The sequence below is a fragment of the Colwellia sp. E2M01 genome, from assembly GCF_018860585.1.
GTDB lineage: Bacteria > Pseudomonadota > Gammaproteobacteria > Enterobacterales > Alteromonadaceae > Colwellia.
Map to the genome: position 1 here is coordinate 1 of NZ_JAHKPR010000079.1, position 17,477 is coordinate 17,477.

A 17,477-nucleotide genomic window follows, 5' to 3' on the forward strand; every position below is an offset into this window, starting at 1 on the left:
CGATTTGTGCGAAATCTTTAACATCACCACCGTGTGCTTTAGTTAATACTGCAGAGATAGCAGCTGTTAACGTTGTTTTACCGTGATCTACGTGACCGATAGTACCAACGTTTACATGTGGTTTCGAACGTTCAAATTTTTCTTTAGCCATTTTTCAATTACCTTAAAGTTTAGTAAACTATTAAATTAAAAGGCGCAGTCAAAATGACCTTGCCAGATGTAAATATAAAAATTTTTAATGGATTCTCTAACGAGTTTCCATAATTTTTTGTGCTACCAATTTCGGCGCTTCACTATATTGCTGAAACTCCATAGAGTAAGATGCACGGCCTTGTGTAGCACTACGCAAGTCGGTAGCATAACCAAACATTTCGGCTAACGGTACCAATGCATTTACAATTTTCGAACCTGCTGGACCTTCGTCCATTCCGTCTATCATACCGCGACGGCGGTTTAAGTCACCAACAACATCACCCATATTGGCTTCTGGTGTGGTAACTTCAACTTTCATCATCGGCTCTAATATAACAGGATTTGCTTCAAGCGCACCCTTTCTAAAGCCCATAGATGCAGCTACTTTAAATGCAATCTCGTTAGAGTCTACATCATGAAAAGAGCCATCATAAAGTGTTACTTTTATGTCTAGTAATGGGTAGCCGGCTAAAACACCGCTATCCATTTGTTCCTTACAGCCTTTTTCCACTGCAGGGATAAATTCTTTTGGTACTGCGCCGCCAACAATTTCGTTGATAAACTCAAAACCTGCACCTTCTTCATTTGGTTCCATTTTCAACCAAACATGACCAAACTGACCTTTACCGCCAGATTGACGTACAAATTTACCTTCAACTTCAACAGTACTACGAATCGTTTCTCTATAAGATACTTGTGGGTTACCTACGTTACATTCAACCCCAAATTCACGTTTCATTCGTTCAACTAGGATATCTAAGTGTAATTCACCCATACCCGAGATGATTGTTTGTCCTGTTTCATCGTCTGTTGCTACTTTAAACGATGGATCTTCTGCAGCAAGTTTACCTAAGGCAATACCCATTTTTTCTTGAGCTGCTAATGTTCTCGGCTCTACCGCAACTGAGATTACTGGCTCTGGAAATTCCATGCGTTCTAAAGTAATAACATTACCTGAATCACATAAAGTATCACCAGTAGTAACATCTTTCAAACCAATAGCAGCAGCAATATCACCTGCGCGTACTTCTTTAACTTCTTCACGGTCATTAGCATGCATTTGTACGATACGACCTAAGCGCTCTTTTTTACCCTTTACAGGATTATAAATGCTATCGCCAGTTTTAACTACACCTGAATATACACGGAAGAAAGTCAAGGTGCCAACAAAAGGGTCTGTGGCAATTTTAAAAGCAAGTGCGGCAAACGGTGCATCATCTTCTGCAGGGCGAGTACCAATAGTTTCATCTTTGTCGTCGTTGATACCTGTGATAGCAGCAACTTCAGTAGGTGATGGTAAGTATTCAATTACAGAATCAAGTACCGCTTGTACACCTTTGTTTTTAAAGGCGCTACCACAGCTACATAAAATGATTTCGTTAGCTAACGTTCTGCTACGTAAACCAGCTTTAATTTCAGCTTCAGTTAACTCACCTTCTTCAAGATATTTTTCCATTAAATCATCATTAGCTTCAGCAGCTTCTGAGATTAAATTATCACGCCACTCTTCGGCTACTTCTTGCATATCAGCTGGAATATCTTCGTAAGTGAAGGTCATACCTTGATCACTTTCATTCCAGTTGATGGCTTTCATTTTAACTAAATCGACAACACCTTCAAACTCATCTTCTGCACCAATAGGTAGGTACATAGGAACGGCATTGGCGCCTAAACGGTTTTTTAGTTGTTCTACAACAGAGTAAAAATCAGCACCTGTTCTGTCCATTTTGTTAACGAAAACAATACGCGGTACCGCATATTTTTCCATTTGACGCCAAACAGTTTCAGTTTGTGGTTGTACACCTGAAGAGCCACAAAGTACTAATACTGCACCATCAAGTACACGCAAAGAGCGTTCAACTTCAATGGTGAAGTCAACGTGGCCAGGGGTGTCAATGATATTAATACGGTGTGAGTCGAATTGACCTTCCATACCTTTCCAGAAACAGGTTGTTGCTGCAGAGGTAATGGTAATACCACGTTCTTGCTCTTGTTCCATCCAGTCCATTGTTGCCGCGCCATCATGCACTTCACCAATTTTATGAGATAGACCTGTATAGAACAATACGCGTTCTGTGGTTGTCGTTTTACCTGCATCTACATGCGCACAAATACCAATATTACGGTAGCGCTCTATAGGAGTGATACGGGCCAAAATGAAATCCTCTTACATTACTCATTATTAAAACAAGTAATCGTTGTTAAATGTTATTAATTAACTATTCGAATATGCTCGTTACAGCCAATTAGTTAATTAATAATACTTAGTTTTAACACGCTATTTTACAAAAATAGAACTAAAAGCGCTAGTCTGTAAAATGAGTATGGCTAGCAAGAGAAACTCTTGCTAGCCATGTACTTACTTTACAGTAAGTAAAACAATCAATCAGTACTGCTATCTTACCAGCGGTAGTGAGCGAATGCTTTGTTAGCATCAGCCATACGGTGAACGTCTTCACGTTTCTTAACCGCAGAACCTTTGCTATCAGACGCATCTAACATTTCGTTAGCTAAGCGCTGAGCCATTGATTTTTCACCACGTTTACGAGCTGCTTCAACTAACCAACGCATGGCTAGAGCATTACGACGTACCGGACGAACTTCAACTGGAACTTGATAAGTAGAACCACCAACGCGACGAGACTTAACTTCGACAGATGGGCGGATGTTATCTAAAGCAGTTTCAAAAAGCTCTAAATGAGTTTTTTCACCGTTTTTTTCAGTTAAAATGTCTAATGCACCGTATACAATTTTTTCGGCAGTAGATTTCTTACCATCAACCATAAGGATGTTGATGAATTTTGCTAAAAGTTCGTTATGGAACTTAGGATCTGGCAATATTTTACGTTGCCCTACGACGCGTCTTCTTGGCATCTTAATTCTCCGTAGTATTCAGGATAAATCCAAAATAACTAAATATAAAATTTGTGTATTTGGCCTTACTTAACGTTTTGATCGTTTACCATCTTTCAATTAAGAAAGGGGTAAAGGATGGAAACTTAAGATTTAGGTCGTTTAGCACCGTACTTAGAACGGCCTTGTCTTCTATCGCTTACACCAGAACAATCTAGTGCGCCACGAACGGTGTGGTAACGCACACCTGGTAAATCTTTAACACGACCACCACGGATTAAAATCACGCTATGCTCTTGTAAGTTGTGACCTTCACCACCGATGTATGAAGTAACTTCGAAGCCGTTAGTTAAACGAACACGAGCAACTTTACGTAGTGCTGAGTTAGGTTTTTTTGGTGTAGTAGTATACACACGAGTACAAACGCCACGACGTTGTGGACAAGCTTGTAACGCTGGAACGTTACTTTTTGTTACTTGTCTAACACGTGGTTTACGTACTAGTTGGTTAATAGTTGCCATTATAGCTCCTGATTAGTTGTTACCAAGGAAAGTAGCCTTGATAAATTATTGTGTAAACTTTAAATCAATGGGAAAAGTTTACACGCTCGTAATATTTACCTTATCTCTGATCATAAAATATGAATAAATCACACTTTTTACGTTACTTTTTACATTATGTACACTGAGTACAGAATATAAGGTCGCGAAATTCTATAGGTCAAGCATTGAGCTGTCAAGGTTTATGTAGTTTATAGCGCGATTATAGATAGAATATTAACAAAACGATCCTTTTAAACGATCACAATACTAAAAAATGATCGTTGTTTTGTATAAAAGAAACTTTTCTTTTAAAACAGACTAGGATAAAAACAAAAAACCCGTACCTTTTGCAAAGTACGGGTTTTATCATAACGTTTTAATTATATGAGCGATAAGCTCTATAATTTGTTATGCATTATCGTCTGAAAGTAAGTCAGCATTTAATGCGTCAGCTAATGCTTTTTCTGCATCGTCTGCAGAAACAGTCATTTCAACTTCCGGCTCTAATTCAGCAGCTTTCATGCGAGCACGTTCTTGATGGTACGAGTAACCAGTACCTGCTGGTATTAAGCGACCAACAATAACGTTTTCTTTCAAGCCACGTAAACCGTCTTTCTTACCTGCAACAGCAGCTTCAGTAAGTACACGTGTTGTTTCTTGGAAAGAAGCAGCAGAAATAAATGACTCAGTTGCTAATGATGCTTTAGTAATACCCATCATTTGCATTTCGTATTCAGCTGGTTGCTTGCCGGCAGCTTCAAGTTCACGGTTTGCGATATTAACGCGCGCCACTTCAACTTGTTCACCTTTAAGGAACTCTGAATCACCTGCATCAAGAATTTCACACTTACGGATCATTTGACGTACGATAACTTCAATGTGCTTATCGTTAATCTTAACACCCTGTAAACGATAAACTTCTTGTACTTCGTTAACAATGTAGTTAGCAACTGGTGCAACACCACGTAAACGTAAGATATCATGTGGAGATTCAGGACCATCGGCAATTACTTCACCTTTGTTTACTGGCTCACCTTCATAGATGTTTAATTGACGTGTTTTAGGGATCATCTCTTCATAAACATCACCGTTAGGCTGTGTAATTAATAGACGAACTTTACCTTTAGTCTCTTTACCAAATGAAACAACACCTGTTTTCTCAGCTAAGATAGCTGGAAGCTTAGGTTTACGTGCTTCAAATAAATCAGCAACTCGTGGAAGACCACCGGTAATATCACGAGTTTTTGAACTCGCTTGTGGTATACGTGCTAACGCATCACCAACACCAACATCTGAACCATCTTCTAAGTTTACAATAGCATTACCTGGTAGGTAGTATAGTGCTGGTATTTCAGTACCGGCAATCATTACTTCTTTACCTTTAGCATCAAGTAATTTCAATGCTGGACGCATTTCTTTACCTGTAGCATTACGCTGTGCAGCATCAGTGATAACAATGCTTGATAAACCAGTTAATTCATCAGTTTGACGAACCATAGTCACGCCATCAAGTAAGTCAACGAATTGAACCTTACCTGCCACTTCCGTGATAATAGGGTGAGTATGCGGGTCCCAGTTAGCAACTGTGTCGCCTGAAGCAACTTCTTCACCATCATTCTTCGAAAGTATTGAACCGTAAGGCACTTTATAGCGCTCTTTCTCACGACCCATTTCATCGATAATAGTTAATTCAGATGAACGTGATGTAATAACAAGGTTATCGTCTGAGTTAGTTACAAACTTAGCGTTTTGTAATTTCAAGTGACCTGTATTTTTAACTTGTACACTGTTCTCTGCAGTAGCACGAGATGCCGCACCACCGATATGGAACGTACGCATTGTTAACTGTGTACCTGGTTCACCGATAGATTGTGCTGCCACAACACCAATCGCTTCACCTTGGTTGATCATATGTCCACGAGCCAAATCACGACCGTAACAGTTAGCACAAATACCAAAATCAGTTTCACAAGTAATAATTGAGCGTACTTTAATTTGATCAACTGAGTTAGCTTCGATAACGTCACACAGTGCTTCATCAATTAAGGTATTACGAGGTAATAATACCTCTTCAGTACCTGGAATGAATACGTCTTCACAAACTACACGACCTAGAACACGTTCGCGTAATGGTTCAACAACATCACCACCTTCAATTAATGGTGTCATTAATAAACCGTCGTGCGTACCACAGTCATGCTCTGTAACAACTAAATCTTGTGCAACGTCAACTAAACGACGAGTTAAGTAACCCGAGTTAGCTGTTTTAAGTGCTGTATCGGCAAGACCTTTACGCGCACCATGCGTTGAGATGAAGTATTGTAATACGTTCAAACCTTCACGGAAGTTAGCGGTGATTGGAGTTTCGATGATTGAACCATCTGGTTTAGCCATCAAGCCACGCATACCTGCTAACTGACGAATCTGTGCAGCACTACCACGAGCGCCTGAGTCAGCCATCATGAAAATAGAGTTGAAAGAATCTTGTACTTCCGGCTCCCCATCACGGTTGATCACAGTTTCTTTTGATAAGTTGTCCATCATCGCTTTCGAAACTTTTTCGTTAGCAGATGACCAGATATCGATTACTTTGTTGTACTTCTCACCCGCAGTTACAAGACCTTGGTCAAACTGTGCTTGAATTTCAGCAACTTCCGCTTCTGAATCTTCGATGATAGTGTACTTAGCATCTGGGATAACCATATCGTCGATACCAACAGAACAACCTGCGATCATCGCGTAATGGAAACCTGTGTACATGATTTGGTCAGCAAACATAACCGTTTGCTTTAAACCTAAGTTACGGTAAGCATGGTTAATCAATTTTGAAATTGGTTTTTTACCAAGTGGTTGATCAATAAGATCAAAAGGTAAGCCCTTAGGACATACTTGCCACATGATTGCACGACCAACCGTAGTATCACGTAATGTAGTTACTGCATCCCATTCACCGTCAGCATTTTTAACATGCTCAGTGATACGAACTTTTATACGAGCATGAAGTTCAGCTACACCAGTACGGTATGCTTTTTCTACTTCTTTCTCGTCGATGAAGACCATGCCTTCACCTTTACCATTGATACAAAAGCGCGTTAGGTAATAAAGACCTAATACAACATCTTGTGATGGTACGATAATTGGCTCACCGTTTGCTGGTGCTAGAACGTTGTTCGTTGACATCATCAACGTACGTGCTTCCATTTGCGCTTCGATTGTCAACGGTACGTGTACCGCCATTTGGTCACCATCGAAATCGGCGTTGTATGCCGCACAAACTAGTGGATGAAGATGAATTGCTTTACCTTCAATTAACACTGGTTCAAACGCTTGGATACCCAATCTATGAAGTGTTGGTGCACGGTTAAGCATAACTGGATGTTCGCGGATTACTTCATCAAGTACATCCCAAACTTCAGCGCCCTCACGTTCTACTAATTTTTTAGCCGCTTTAATCGTAGTCGCTAAACCACGTGCTTCTAATTTACCGTAGATAAATGGCTTAAATAATTCTAATGCCATCTTCTTAGGTAAACCACATTGATGTAATTTCAATGTAGGACCAACGGTGATTACAGAACGACCTGAGTAATCTACACGTTTACCTAGTAAGTTTTGACGGAAACGACCTTGCTTACCCTTGATCATATCAGCAAGAGATTTAAGAGGACGTTTGTTAGAACCCGTAATAGCACGGCCACGACGACCGTTATCTAATAGAGCATCAACAGACTCTTGTAACATACGCTTTTCGTTACGTACGATAATGTCTGGTGCTACTAAGTCTAAAAGACGTTTTAAACGGTTGTTACGGTTGATTACACGACGGTATAGATCGTTCAAGTCAGAAGTCGCAAAACGACCACCATCTAGAGGAACTAACGGACGTAAATCTGGCGGTAAAATTGGAAGAACATTCATGATCATCCACTCTGGCTTGTTGCCAGAAGCAGCAAATGCTTCCATTAATTTTAAACGCTTAGTAATTTTTTTACGTTTAGTTTCACTACCGATTTCAGGTAATTCTTCACGCATTTGCGCTACTTCACCGTCAAGATCTATTTGTTGTAGTAAAGCTAAAACAGCTTCAGCACCCATTAAGGCATCGAATTCATCACCGTGCTCTTCTAACGCATCAAGATATTCTTCTTCCGTTAGAATTTGGCTTTTCTCTAATGTTGTCATACCAGGTTCGGTAACAACATAAGATTCAAAATAAAGCACACGCTCAATATCACGTAACGTCATATCAAGTAGTAAACCAATACGTGATGGTAATGATTTTAAGAACCAAATGTGGGCCACTGGACTTGCTAATTCGATATGACCCATACGGTCACGACGAACTTTAGTCAATGTAACTTCTACGCCACATTTTTCACAGATAACACCACGATGCTTTAAGCGTTTATATTTACCACAAAGACATTCGTAGTCTTTAACTGGACCAAATATACGCGCACAGAATAAACCGTCACGTTCTGGCTTAAAAGTACGGTAGTTGATGGTTTCTGGCTTTTTAACTTCACCAAATGACCATGAACGTACTAAGTCAGGTGATGCTAATCCAATACGGATACCATCAAAATCTTCAGTTTGATTCTGTTGCTTAAGAAACTTAAGTAAATCTTTCACACACTTCTCCTGTCGGAGTTAAACTTTGAGAACAAGGCAAAATCATTTGCCTTGTTCACTAACCGGTTTACTCCTCAGAGTAAACTCGGCTGACTTTTGGTTAGAAACCTAGTCTTTGTCCAACTCGATGTTAATACCTAACGAGCGGATTTCCTTCAACAATACATTGAATGACTCAGGAATCCCTGGCTCCATGCGATGATCACCGTCAACTAAGTTTTTATACATCTTAGTACGACCGTTAACATCATCAGACTTAACTGTAAGCATTTCTTGAAGAGTATATGCAGCACCGTATGCTTCAAGTGCCCATACTTCCATCTCACCAAAACGCTGGCCACCGAACTGAGCTTTACCACCAAGTGGTTGCTGAGTTACTAGTGAGTAAGAGCCAGTTGAACGAGCATGCATTTTGTCATCAACTAAATGGTTTAGTTTTAACATGTACATATAACCAACAGTAACAGGACGCTCAAATTGACGACCAGTACGGCCATCAGTTAATACGAATTGTCCACTTTCTGGCATATCAGCAAGCTTGAATAACTCTTTAATTTCTTTTTCTGCTGCGCCATCAAATGCTGGTGTAGCAACAGGTAAACCTGCACGTAAGTTACCCGCTAAACGGATAACTTCATCGTCAGAGAAACTAGCAACATCAACTTCTTGGCGAGATTCACCTACGTTGTAAACATCTTGTAAGAAGTTACGTAGTTTGTGAATTTCTTGTTGTGCTTCAAGCATACGGTTGATTTTTTCACCAACACCGCGAGCAGCCATACCTAAATGTGTTTCTAAGATCTGACCGATGTTCATACGTGATGGAACACCTAACGGGTTCAATACAACATCTACCGGCACACCGTGCTCATCGTATGGCATATCTTCAACAGGTACTACGTTTGAAATAACACCTTTGTTACCATGACGACCAGCCATTTTATCACCAGGCTGAATATGACGCTTAACAGCTAAGTAAACTTTAACAATTTTTAATACGCCAGGTTGTAAATCATCACCTTGAGTGATCTTACGACGTTTAACTTCAAACTTCTTATCAAACTCTTCTTTGATATTGTCAAATTGCTCAGCAATTTGTTCTAACTCAGCTTGTTGTCCTTCGTCAGATAAGTTCTGTGTTAACCACTTGTCGCGAGACATTGAAGTTAAGTCAGACTCATTTAAACCTGAAGCTAATAATAGTTTCTTAGTACGTGCGTAAATACCATCTTCTAAGATACTTAATTCATCGCCAAGATCTTTCTTAACTTCTTTAAGTTGCATTTGTTCAATTTCAATCGCACGTGCATCTTTTTCAACGCCGTCACGAGTAAAGATTTGAACATCGATGATAGTACCTTTAACAGAGTTAGGTACACGTAATGAACTATCTTTAACGTCTGCTGCTTTCTCACCGAAAATAGCACGTAAAAGTTTTTCTTCTGGTGTAAGTTGGGTTTCACCTTTAGGGGTTACTTTACCAACTAAGATATCTCCACCATTTACTTCAGCACCAATGTAAACAACACCTGCTTCATCTAACTTAGATAATGCAGACTCACCTACGTTTGGAATATCAGAAGTAATTTCTTCACTACCCAACTTAGTATCACGAGCGATACAAGTTAATTCTTGAATGTGAATTGTAGTAAATCTGTCTTCAATTGCCACACGCTCAGATAACAACATTGAATCTTCAAAGTTGTAACCATTCCAAGGCATGAATGCTATACGCATGTTTTGACCTAAAGCCAATTCACCCATATCTGTTGAAGGACCATCTGCTAATACATCACCACGAACCACTGGCTCATTCATACGACACACTGGACGTTGATTGATACAAGTGTTTTGGTTTGAACGTGTGTATTTAGTTAAGTTGTAAATATCAATACCCGCTTCACCAGCGTGCATTTCATTTTCGTTAACTTTTACCACGATACGTGAAGCATCAACATAGCTTACTACACCGCCACGTTTGGCAACGGCAGTTACACCAGAGTCAACAGCTACTACTTTTTCCATACCCGTACCAACAAGCGGCTTATCAACTCGTAAGGTAGGTACAGCTTGACGTTGCATGTTCGAACCCATCAAGGCACGGTTAGCATCATCGTGTTCAAGGAATGGGATAAGTGACGCCGCAACAGAGATAATTTGTTGTGGAGAAACGTCCATATACTGAACTTCAGCAGAAACTTTTAAGGTAAACTCATTTTTATGACGACAGTTAACTAAGTCTTGAATTAACTTATTATCAGCGTCACGTTCAGCATTTGCCTGAGCGATAACAAAGTTACCCTCTTCAATAGCTGATAAGTAATCAATTTCATCAGTCACTACACCGTCAATTACTTTGCGGTATGGTGTTTCTAAGAAACCGTAATCGTTGGTACGTGCGTAACAAGAAAGCGAGTTGATCAAACCAATGTTTGGACCCTCAGGCGTTTCGATTGGACAAACACGACCGTAATGCGTTGGATGTACATCTCGCACTTCAAAACCAGCACGTTCACGCGTTAAACCACCTGGGCCTAATGCTGAGATACGACGCTTATGCGTTACTTCTGATAACGGGTTGTTTTGATCCATAAACTGTGACAATTGCGATGAGCCGAAAAACTCTTTCACTGCCGCAGAAATTGGCTTAGCGTTAATTAAATCTTGTGGCATGATCGCATCTAAGTCACCAAGACTTAAACGTTCACGTACTGCACGTTCAACACGAACAAGACCAACACGGAATTGGTTTTCTGCCATTTCACCAACAGAACGTATACGACGGTTACCTAAGTGATCAATATCATCAACTTCACCTTTACCGTCACGAATGTCGATTAAGGTTTTCATTACCGCAATAATATCTTCGTTTGATAAGATTCCTGAACCTATATCATCTGCATTACCAACACGACGGTTGAACTTCATACGACCTACAGTTGATAAGTCATAACGTTCAGCAGCAAAGAATAAGTTGTTAAACAACGTTTCCGCAGCATCTTTCGTTGGTGGCTCACCTGGGCGCATCATGCGGTAAATTTCAACTAACGCTTCAAGCTTGTTAGTTGAACCGTCAACACGAATAGTGTCTGACATGTATGAACCAACATCGAATTCGTTCATGTATAAAGTAGATAATACTTTATGGCCCGCTTGGCTAAGCTCGGCTAATAATTCTAAGGTGATTTCAGCGTTTGCTTCAGCAATCACTTCACCTGTAGATTTGTCGATGTAGGCTTTTGATAAAACACGGCCAACGATGTAATCAGCTGGTACTTCTAACTTGTCAACTTTCGCTTTTTCTAAAGAACGAATGTGACGTGCAGTAATACGACGACCTGATTCAACTAGAACCTCGCCTTTTTTGATTGAAATATCAAAAATAGCGGTTTCACCACGAAGACGTTCAGGGATCAGATCCATGATCAACTTATCACCTTTAATGGTGAAATTAGTTGTGTCATAGAACATCGCTAGAATTTCTTCTGTAGAATATTCTAATGCGCGTAAAATGATTGACGCAGGTAATTTACGGCGTCTATCTATACGTACAAATAAGTTATCTTTTGGATCAAACTCAAAGTCTAACCATGAACCGCGGTAAGGAATAACACGTGCGTTATATAATACTTTACCCGATGAATGCGTTTTACCTTTATCGTGATCAAAGAATACACCTGGAGAACGATGTAATTGTGAAACGATAACACGCTCAGTACCATTAATTACGAAAGTACCGTTATCTGTCATCAACGGGATTTCGCCCATGTACACTTCTTGTTCTTTGATATCTTTAACAGTACCTGCTGCGGCTTCTTTATCGTATACCACTAAGCGTAATTTTACGCGTAATGGTGCAGAATAAGTCACACCACGTATTTGACATTCTTTTACGTCAAATAATGGTTCACCTAAACGATAGCTTACATATTGTAATTCTGAGCTACCTGAATAAGCTTTGATTGGAAAAATAGAACGAAAAGCAGCCTCTAGACCGGTTTCACCTGTTGCGTCAATATCAATAAACTTGCGGAAAGAATCGAGTTGAATGGACAACAAGAATGGATATTCCATTACTTGTGCACTTTTACCAAAGTCCTTTCTAATTCGCTTTTTCTCAAAGTATGAGTAAGCCATGGGGTTCCTCAGCTTGCTGGTTATGGCCAAATCTGCCTACTGAGTTATGCTATATAACTCAGTTAGACAGGTTATGCTGTAATATTTACGTCTAAATATTACTAGATAATTTTCTAAATATTTAGAAAAAGTACCTAAACGCTTAATAGAAAATTATCAGTATATAAAAATATCACTTATTTACTAACAACAAAAGCGCAAAAAGGCCGGTGACGTTTAAATCACCAGCCATGCCGTTTCAGGCAAATAATCTGTTTAAAAATAGATTATTTAAGTTCAACAGAAGCACCAGCTTCTTCAAGAACTTTCTTGATTTCTTCTGCTTCAGCTTTTTCTACGCCTTCTTTAAGCGTACCTAATGCTTCAACTAAATCTTTAGCTTCTTTAAGGCCTAAACCTGTAGCGCCACGAACTGCTTTGATTACTGCAACTTTCTTCTCACCGAAGCTAGTTAATACAACATCAAATTCAGTTTGTTCAGCAGCAGCAGCACCAGCGTCACCGCCAGCAACAGCAACAGCTGCAGCAGCTGATACGCCGAATTTTTCTTCCATTGCTTCAATTAGTTCTACAACGTCCATTACTGACATTTCAGCAATTGCGTTTAGGATATCGTCTTTAGATAGAGACATGGTTTAATTTCCTGTTTTTAGTAAACAATATTACGCTTTCTTTATTGAAAGTCGCATTATCTATTGTTTGAATAACTATAATGTTAAAGAATCTTCTTAATTTAACCTGCATATATTGCAGGGTAACTCTTACAAAGCGTAAGAATATTAAGCAGCTTCTTGTTCTTTCTGATCGCGTACTGCAGCAATCGTGCGGCATAATTTGCCTGCAGATGCTTCTTTCATTGCGCTCATTAAACGTGCAATCGCTTCGTCGTAAGTTGGTAGCTTAGCTAACATGTTTACGTCTACTGCGTTACCTTCAAATGCAGCTGCTTTTAATTCAAAAGCTTCGTTAGTTTTAGCGAAGTCTGAGAATAAACGTGCAGCAGCACCTGGGTGATCACTAGAAAAAGCAAGTAATGAAGGACCTTTGAATACGTCAGAAACACATTCAAAAGGAGTACCTTCTACTGCGCGACGTGCTAATGTGTTACGGACAACTTTCATCCATACGCCATTTTCACGTGCTTGCTTACGCAATACAGTAATTGCTTCAACTGTAACACCACGGGCATCCGCGATTACAACTGAGTGAGCGCCACTAGCAGCTTCTTGAACTTCAGCAACAATTGCTTTTTTGTCATCAAGATTGATAGCCATTGGCTTTAACTCCTGGTTTAAAACCGGTATATCTCTAATAATAAGACCGGTATTTACAATCCCTAGCTAATAATTTCTTATTATCTAGGCCATTACGGCGAGGACCAGAAAATTTAAGGAAATATCTGGGTAATCACCATCTACGTAGGTAAAATTAAGCGGTTAAATCAGAAGAATTAACTGCACCTACGGTCTTGGATGTGGGGCTGTGACTTAAAGTTAACCGTTATGTCATAAATAACTTAACCATTTACTATAAAAGTACACAACTCCTACCAAAATTTAAGGGGCGAAATTATAGGTTATAATTTACCCCTTGTAAAGATTCAATACTCGAAACTTTACTCAAGAATTTATCGGTAATTAATTACCAATAAATATTAAGCTTGAGAAAGGCTCGCTTGGTTAACGGCTAAGCCGGCACCCATAGTTGTAGAAAGAGAAACTTTCTTCAAGTATTGACCTTTAGCATTTGCAGGTTTTGCTTTTTTAAGCGCTTCAAGCAATGCTTCTAAGTTTTCTTGCAATTGAGCAGCTTCGAAATCAGCCTTACCGATAGTAGTATGGATGATACCGTTTTTGTCATTGCGGTAACGGATCTGACCAGACTTAGCGTTTTTAACAGCGCCAGCTACGTCAGGAGTTACTGTACCAACTTTAGGGTTAGGCATTAAACCACGTGGGCCTAAGATTTGACCTAGTTGACCTACAACACGCATTGCATCTGGAGAAGCAATAACAACGTCGAAGTTCATTTCGCCAGCTTTTACTTGCTCAGCTAAGTCTTCCATACCTACAACGTCAGCACCAGCTTCTAAAGCTTTCTCTGCGTTTGCACCTTGTGTAAATACAGCAACACGTACATCACGGCCAGTACCATTTGGTAATACTGTAGCGCCACGAACGTTTTGGTCTGATTTACGTGCATCGATACCAAGGTTTACTGCAACGTCAACGCTTTCACGGAAGTTAGCTGTAGCAAATTCTTTTAATAAAGCAACTGCTTCATTGATATCGTATTCTTTTGTTGCGTCTACTTTTTCACGGATAAGACGAGCGCGTTTTGATAATTTAGCCATTGATTAGTCCTCTACCACTAAACCCATTGAACGAGCAGAACCCGCAATGGTACGCACTGCAGCTTCAAGTGAACCAGCAGTTAAATCAGGTTCTTTTGTCTTAACGATTTCTTCAAGTTGTGCTGTAGTTACAGTACCAACTTTTTCAGTGTTAGGACGACCAGAGCCGCTTTTAACACCAGCAGCTTTTAATAATAAATAAGCAGCAGGTGGAGTTTTAGTTTCGAAAGTAAACGAACGATCGTTATATACAGTAATTACTACTGGAACCGGAGCGTTTTTTTCTAAAGAATCTGTTTTTGCGTTAAACGCTTTACAGAATTCCATAATGTTAACACCGTGTTGACCTAGTGCAGGACCAACTGGTGGTGACGGGTTTGCTGCACCAGCAGCAACTTGTAGCTTGATTAAAGCTTGGACTTTCTTAGCCATTTTAAAATACCTTGTGTTTGGGTAATTAACGCGATTTATATAGTGTTAAATTAGCATTAGCTATTTAACATCACATTTTCGCTTCCCTGTTTTACAAAATTCACCTCAAAAGTGTTATTTACATAAACTTTTGAAACGCATTTAGTGCGCGCTAAAAATAAGCGGCAGCGGATTATATATTAACCAAGTACGTTATATCAAGTTCTTTCTTAATTAAAACGCTAATACATACAGTATATTTAATCACTAACAAGCGCCATATCACCTCAAGCAAAGTTATTTTAATAAGTTAGCTATTATCAAACGCTATACAATGGGCTATGTTATGGGTAACAATTATTTATATGATATTATGGATATACATTAATATGACTGTTAGACCCGCATTAACTCATTTTAATCAATTAGTACTTGTTGCTCTGCTTGCGTTTATATCAGCGTGTAGTAGTACTAAATCTTTACCGCCAAGCAACCCACCCGACTTAACTCAAGCAAATATTTATGTTAACCAAGTCGCATTTGATATATTAGCTCCTAAAAAAGCGATTATTGCTTTACCAATAGGTGAAACAGCCAGACGCTTTATTGTTTATCAAGGTAGTAATGTTGTTTATCAGGGTAATCTTGATGCTCAGCCTACTTTTAACGAGTGGGGGCAAGGTGCGCAATATTATCTCGCTGATTTTTCTTCCGTACAACGTAGTGGTGAATTTCATGTTGTAGTCACCACACAAAAACAACAAGTAACTTCTGCTAGTTTTACTATTAAAAGAAACGCCTATTTTACCTTAACAACTAAATCATTAATTAATTACTTTAAAGCGAGTCGCCATACTAATCCACAAGATAAAGCAATCCGCATTAATAATACTGAACGTTATGTTGATGTTTCTGGCGGTTGGGTAAATTCAGGTAGTAATCAAAATAAATATTTAAGTGATTTTCAGCACGCTAATTTTCTAGCTACCCAGCAAGGAGCATTTGCCGCTTGGGCAATGGCAAAGTCTTATAGTAAATTAAGTGCATTGTACGATAGAAATCATTTAACCACTGCTCTTGCAGAGGAAGTTATCTGGGGAGCTGATTATTTACATCGAATTCTGGATCAAGACGGTTATTTCTACGGTAATATTTTAAACAGTCAAACCCTTAATAACGAAGACTTAGATGAAGAACGCTTAATTGCCGCATACGACTATACAGAAGAAGTCTATACAAATAATTATCCCGCTGCATTTCGTGAAGGTGCAGGCATTGCCATTGCTGCATTAGCAAGGGCCTACGAGTTAAGTAATAAAACAGGTATACAAGGAGAGTTTTCAGCCAAACAATACTTAATTGATGCAGAACGTGCTTTTGCACATTTACAACAACATAATTTAACTTATCTCGATAATGGTAAAGAGAATATTATTGACGATTACACTGCGCTTATAGCAGCAACTGAACTTTATCGTATTACTAAAAAAAGTATATATCTCCAGGTTGCTCGCCAACGTGCACATAAATTAAATAATAGAATGACACCACAAGGATTTTTTACTAGTGATGATAATGAGAGACCTTTTTATCATGGTGCTGAAGCAGGCTTGCCTATTATTGCATTAATTGATTATTTAACCATTGAGCGTACTCTCAAAATTCAGAACAAAACAAAACGCACTATTAAGCTCGCTTTAGATTATCAACTTGCTTTAAACACAAGGGTAACTAACCCATTTAATTTAGCTCGTCAAAACTTTAAAGTTTATCAAGATAACATCTACTCTAAAGAGCAAGAAGGCTTTTTTATGCCACATGTAAACGATGAAAATAACTGGTGGCAAGGTGAAAATTCTCGGATAGCATCTTTATCTACAGCAGCAATTTGGGGTGGGCAACAAACCCATAACGATCGACAGGGGACTTTTGGTGTTAACGATGAAGTTGCTCACTTTGCCCAAAGCCAAATCGATTGGATCATGGGTAGTAATCCATACAAAGTAAGTATGCTATATGGATTTGGTGTTGATAATCCACCACACGCTATTAGTGCAGGTACCATGCTAAATGGCGGTATTTCAAATGGCATTACGGGCGCAACACTCGATCCAAATGGTTATGGCATTACATGGGCTGAAGGACCAGATGAGAATAATTGGCGCTGGCTTCAACAACGCCTAGAAAATACCGCTTGGTATCTATTAGCTATCACAGCGATGACAGAGCAATAAGGTAGGCTATTTTATTTACGGGTTAAATAATAAATTAAACCCGTAAATACTACTTCTGCCTTTCCCTATTGAAAACATCAATACAAGCTTATACCAATTTGATTAAGTTCTTTCCCACTCAGC

11 protein-coding genes are annotated in these 17,477 nt (G+C 39.2%); 1 reads left to right on the plus strand and 10 read right to left on the minus strand.

Translation table 11 applies throughout. The annotated features are described in order from the left end of the window. From KO502_RS15235 to rplK, 10 genes are all read right to left on the minus strand, one after another. On the minus strand, window positions 1–151 hold a 151-nt coding region (locus tag KO502_RS15235), incomplete at its 3' end, for a GTP-binding protein (protein WP_252730722.1). Window positions 152–247: 96 nt separating this feature from the next. Then, window positions 248–2,347, minus strand: a complete 2,100-nt coding sequence (gene fusA / locus KO502_RS15240; RefSeq protein WP_216023430.1) for an elongation factor G — start codon at window positions 2,345–2,347, stop codon at window positions 248–250. A gap of 245 nt (window positions 2,348–2,592) precedes the next feature. Beyond that, window positions 2,593–3,066 (minus strand): 30S ribosomal protein S7, encoded by a 474-nt coding sequence (gene rpsG / locus KO502_RS15245; protein ID WP_216023431.1) that lies wholly within the window; start codon window positions 3,064–3,066, stop codon window positions 2,593–2,595. Window positions 3,067–3,191: 125 nt separating this feature from the next. Next, window positions 3,192–3,566: a 30S ribosomal protein S12 gene (gene rpsL, locus KO502_RS15250; protein ID WP_011045492.1), complete on the minus strand. Its 375-nt coding sequence runs from the start codon at window positions 3,564–3,566 to the stop codon at window positions 3,192–3,194. A gap of 429 nt (window positions 3,567–3,995) precedes the next feature. Then, window positions 3,996–8,219 carry a DNA-directed RNA polymerase subunit beta' gene (rpoC, locus tag KO502_RS15255; protein ID WP_216023432.1) on the minus strand — a complete coding sequence of 1,408 codons (4,224 nt, stop codon included), beginning with the start codon at window positions 8,217–8,219 and terminating at the stop codon, window positions 3,996–3,998. 108 nt (window positions 8,220–8,327) lie between these two features. Continuing rightward, complete coding sequence (gene rpoB, locus KO502_RS15260; RefSeq protein ID WP_216023433.1) at window positions 8,328–12,356, minus strand: DNA-directed RNA polymerase subunit beta; 4,029 nt, start codon at window positions 12,354–12,356, stop codon at window positions 8,328–8,330. A gap of 266 nt (window positions 12,357–12,622) precedes the next feature. Next, window positions 12,623–12,988: a 50S ribosomal protein L7/L12 gene (gene rplL / locus KO502_RS15265; RefSeq protein ID WP_216023434.1), complete on the minus strand. Its 366-nt coding sequence runs from the start codon at window positions 12,986–12,988 to the stop codon at window positions 12,623–12,625. Window positions 12,989–13,135: 147 nt separating this feature from the next. Next, a complete protein-coding gene (rplJ, locus tag KO502_RS15270; RefSeq protein ID WP_216023435.1) occupies window positions 13,136–13,630 on the minus strand; it encodes a 50S ribosomal protein L10 in 495 nt (164 codons plus the stop codon). Between the two features lie 380 nt (window positions 13,631–14,010). Further along, the gene (rplA, locus tag KO502_RS15275; protein WP_216023436.1) at window positions 14,011–14,709 is read right to left on the minus strand and encodes a 50S ribosomal protein L1; all 699 of its coding nucleotides are present in this window, start codon (window positions 14,707–14,709) and stop codon (window positions 14,011–14,013) included. 3 nt (window positions 14,710–14,712) lie between these two features. Further along, window positions 14,713–15,141 (minus strand): 50S ribosomal protein L11, encoded by a 429-nt coding sequence (gene rplK, locus KO502_RS15280; RefSeq protein ID WP_215972901.1) that lies wholly within the window; start codon window positions 15,139–15,141, stop codon window positions 14,713–14,715. A 368-nt stretch (window positions 15,142–15,509) separates the two neighbouring features. On the opposite strand from rplK, the gene KO502_RS15285 reads away from it, so the two are divergent. Beyond that, window positions 15,510–17,354 (plus strand): glycoside hydrolase family 9 protein, encoded by a 1,845-nt coding sequence (locus KO502_RS15285; RefSeq protein ID WP_216023437.1) that lies wholly within the window; start codon window positions 15,510–15,512, stop codon window positions 17,352–17,354. The last annotated feature ends 123 nt before the right edge of the window (window positions 17,355–17,477 follow it).

What these genes read in the sequence shown, in the direction of transcription:
- rpsG (WP_216023431.1), bottom strand. Translation starts at nt 3,066, where the DNA reads ATGCCAAGAAGACGCGTCGTAGGGCAACGTAAAATATTGCCAGATCCT.
- rpsL (WP_011045492.1), bottom strand. Translation starts at nt 3,566, where the DNA reads ATGGCAACTATTAACCAACTAGTACGTAAACCACGTGTTAGACAAGTA.
- rpoB (WP_216023433.1), bottom strand. Translation starts at nt 12,356, where the DNA reads ATGGCTTACTCATACTTTGAGAAAAAGCGAATTAGAAAGGACTTTGGT.
- rplL (WP_216023434.1), bottom strand. Translation starts at nt 12,988, where the DNA reads ATGTCTCTATCTAAAGACGATATCCTAAACGCAATTGCTGAAATGTCA.
- rplJ (WP_216023435.1), bottom strand. Translation starts at nt 13,630, where the DNA reads ATGGCTATCAATCTTGATGACAAAAAAGCAATTGTTGCTGAAGTTCAA.
- rplA (WP_216023436.1), bottom strand. Translation starts at nt 14,709, where the DNA reads ATGGCTAAATTATCAAAACGCGCTCGTCTTATCCGTGAAAAAGTAGAC.
- rplK (WP_215972901.1), bottom strand. Translation starts at nt 15,141, where the DNA reads ATGGCTAAGAAAGTCCAAGCTTTAATCAAGCTACAAGTTGCTGCTGGT.
- KO502_RS15285 (WP_216023437.1), top strand. Translation starts at nt 15,510, where the DNA reads ATGACTGTTAGACCCGCATTAACTCATTTTAATCAATTAGTACTTGTT.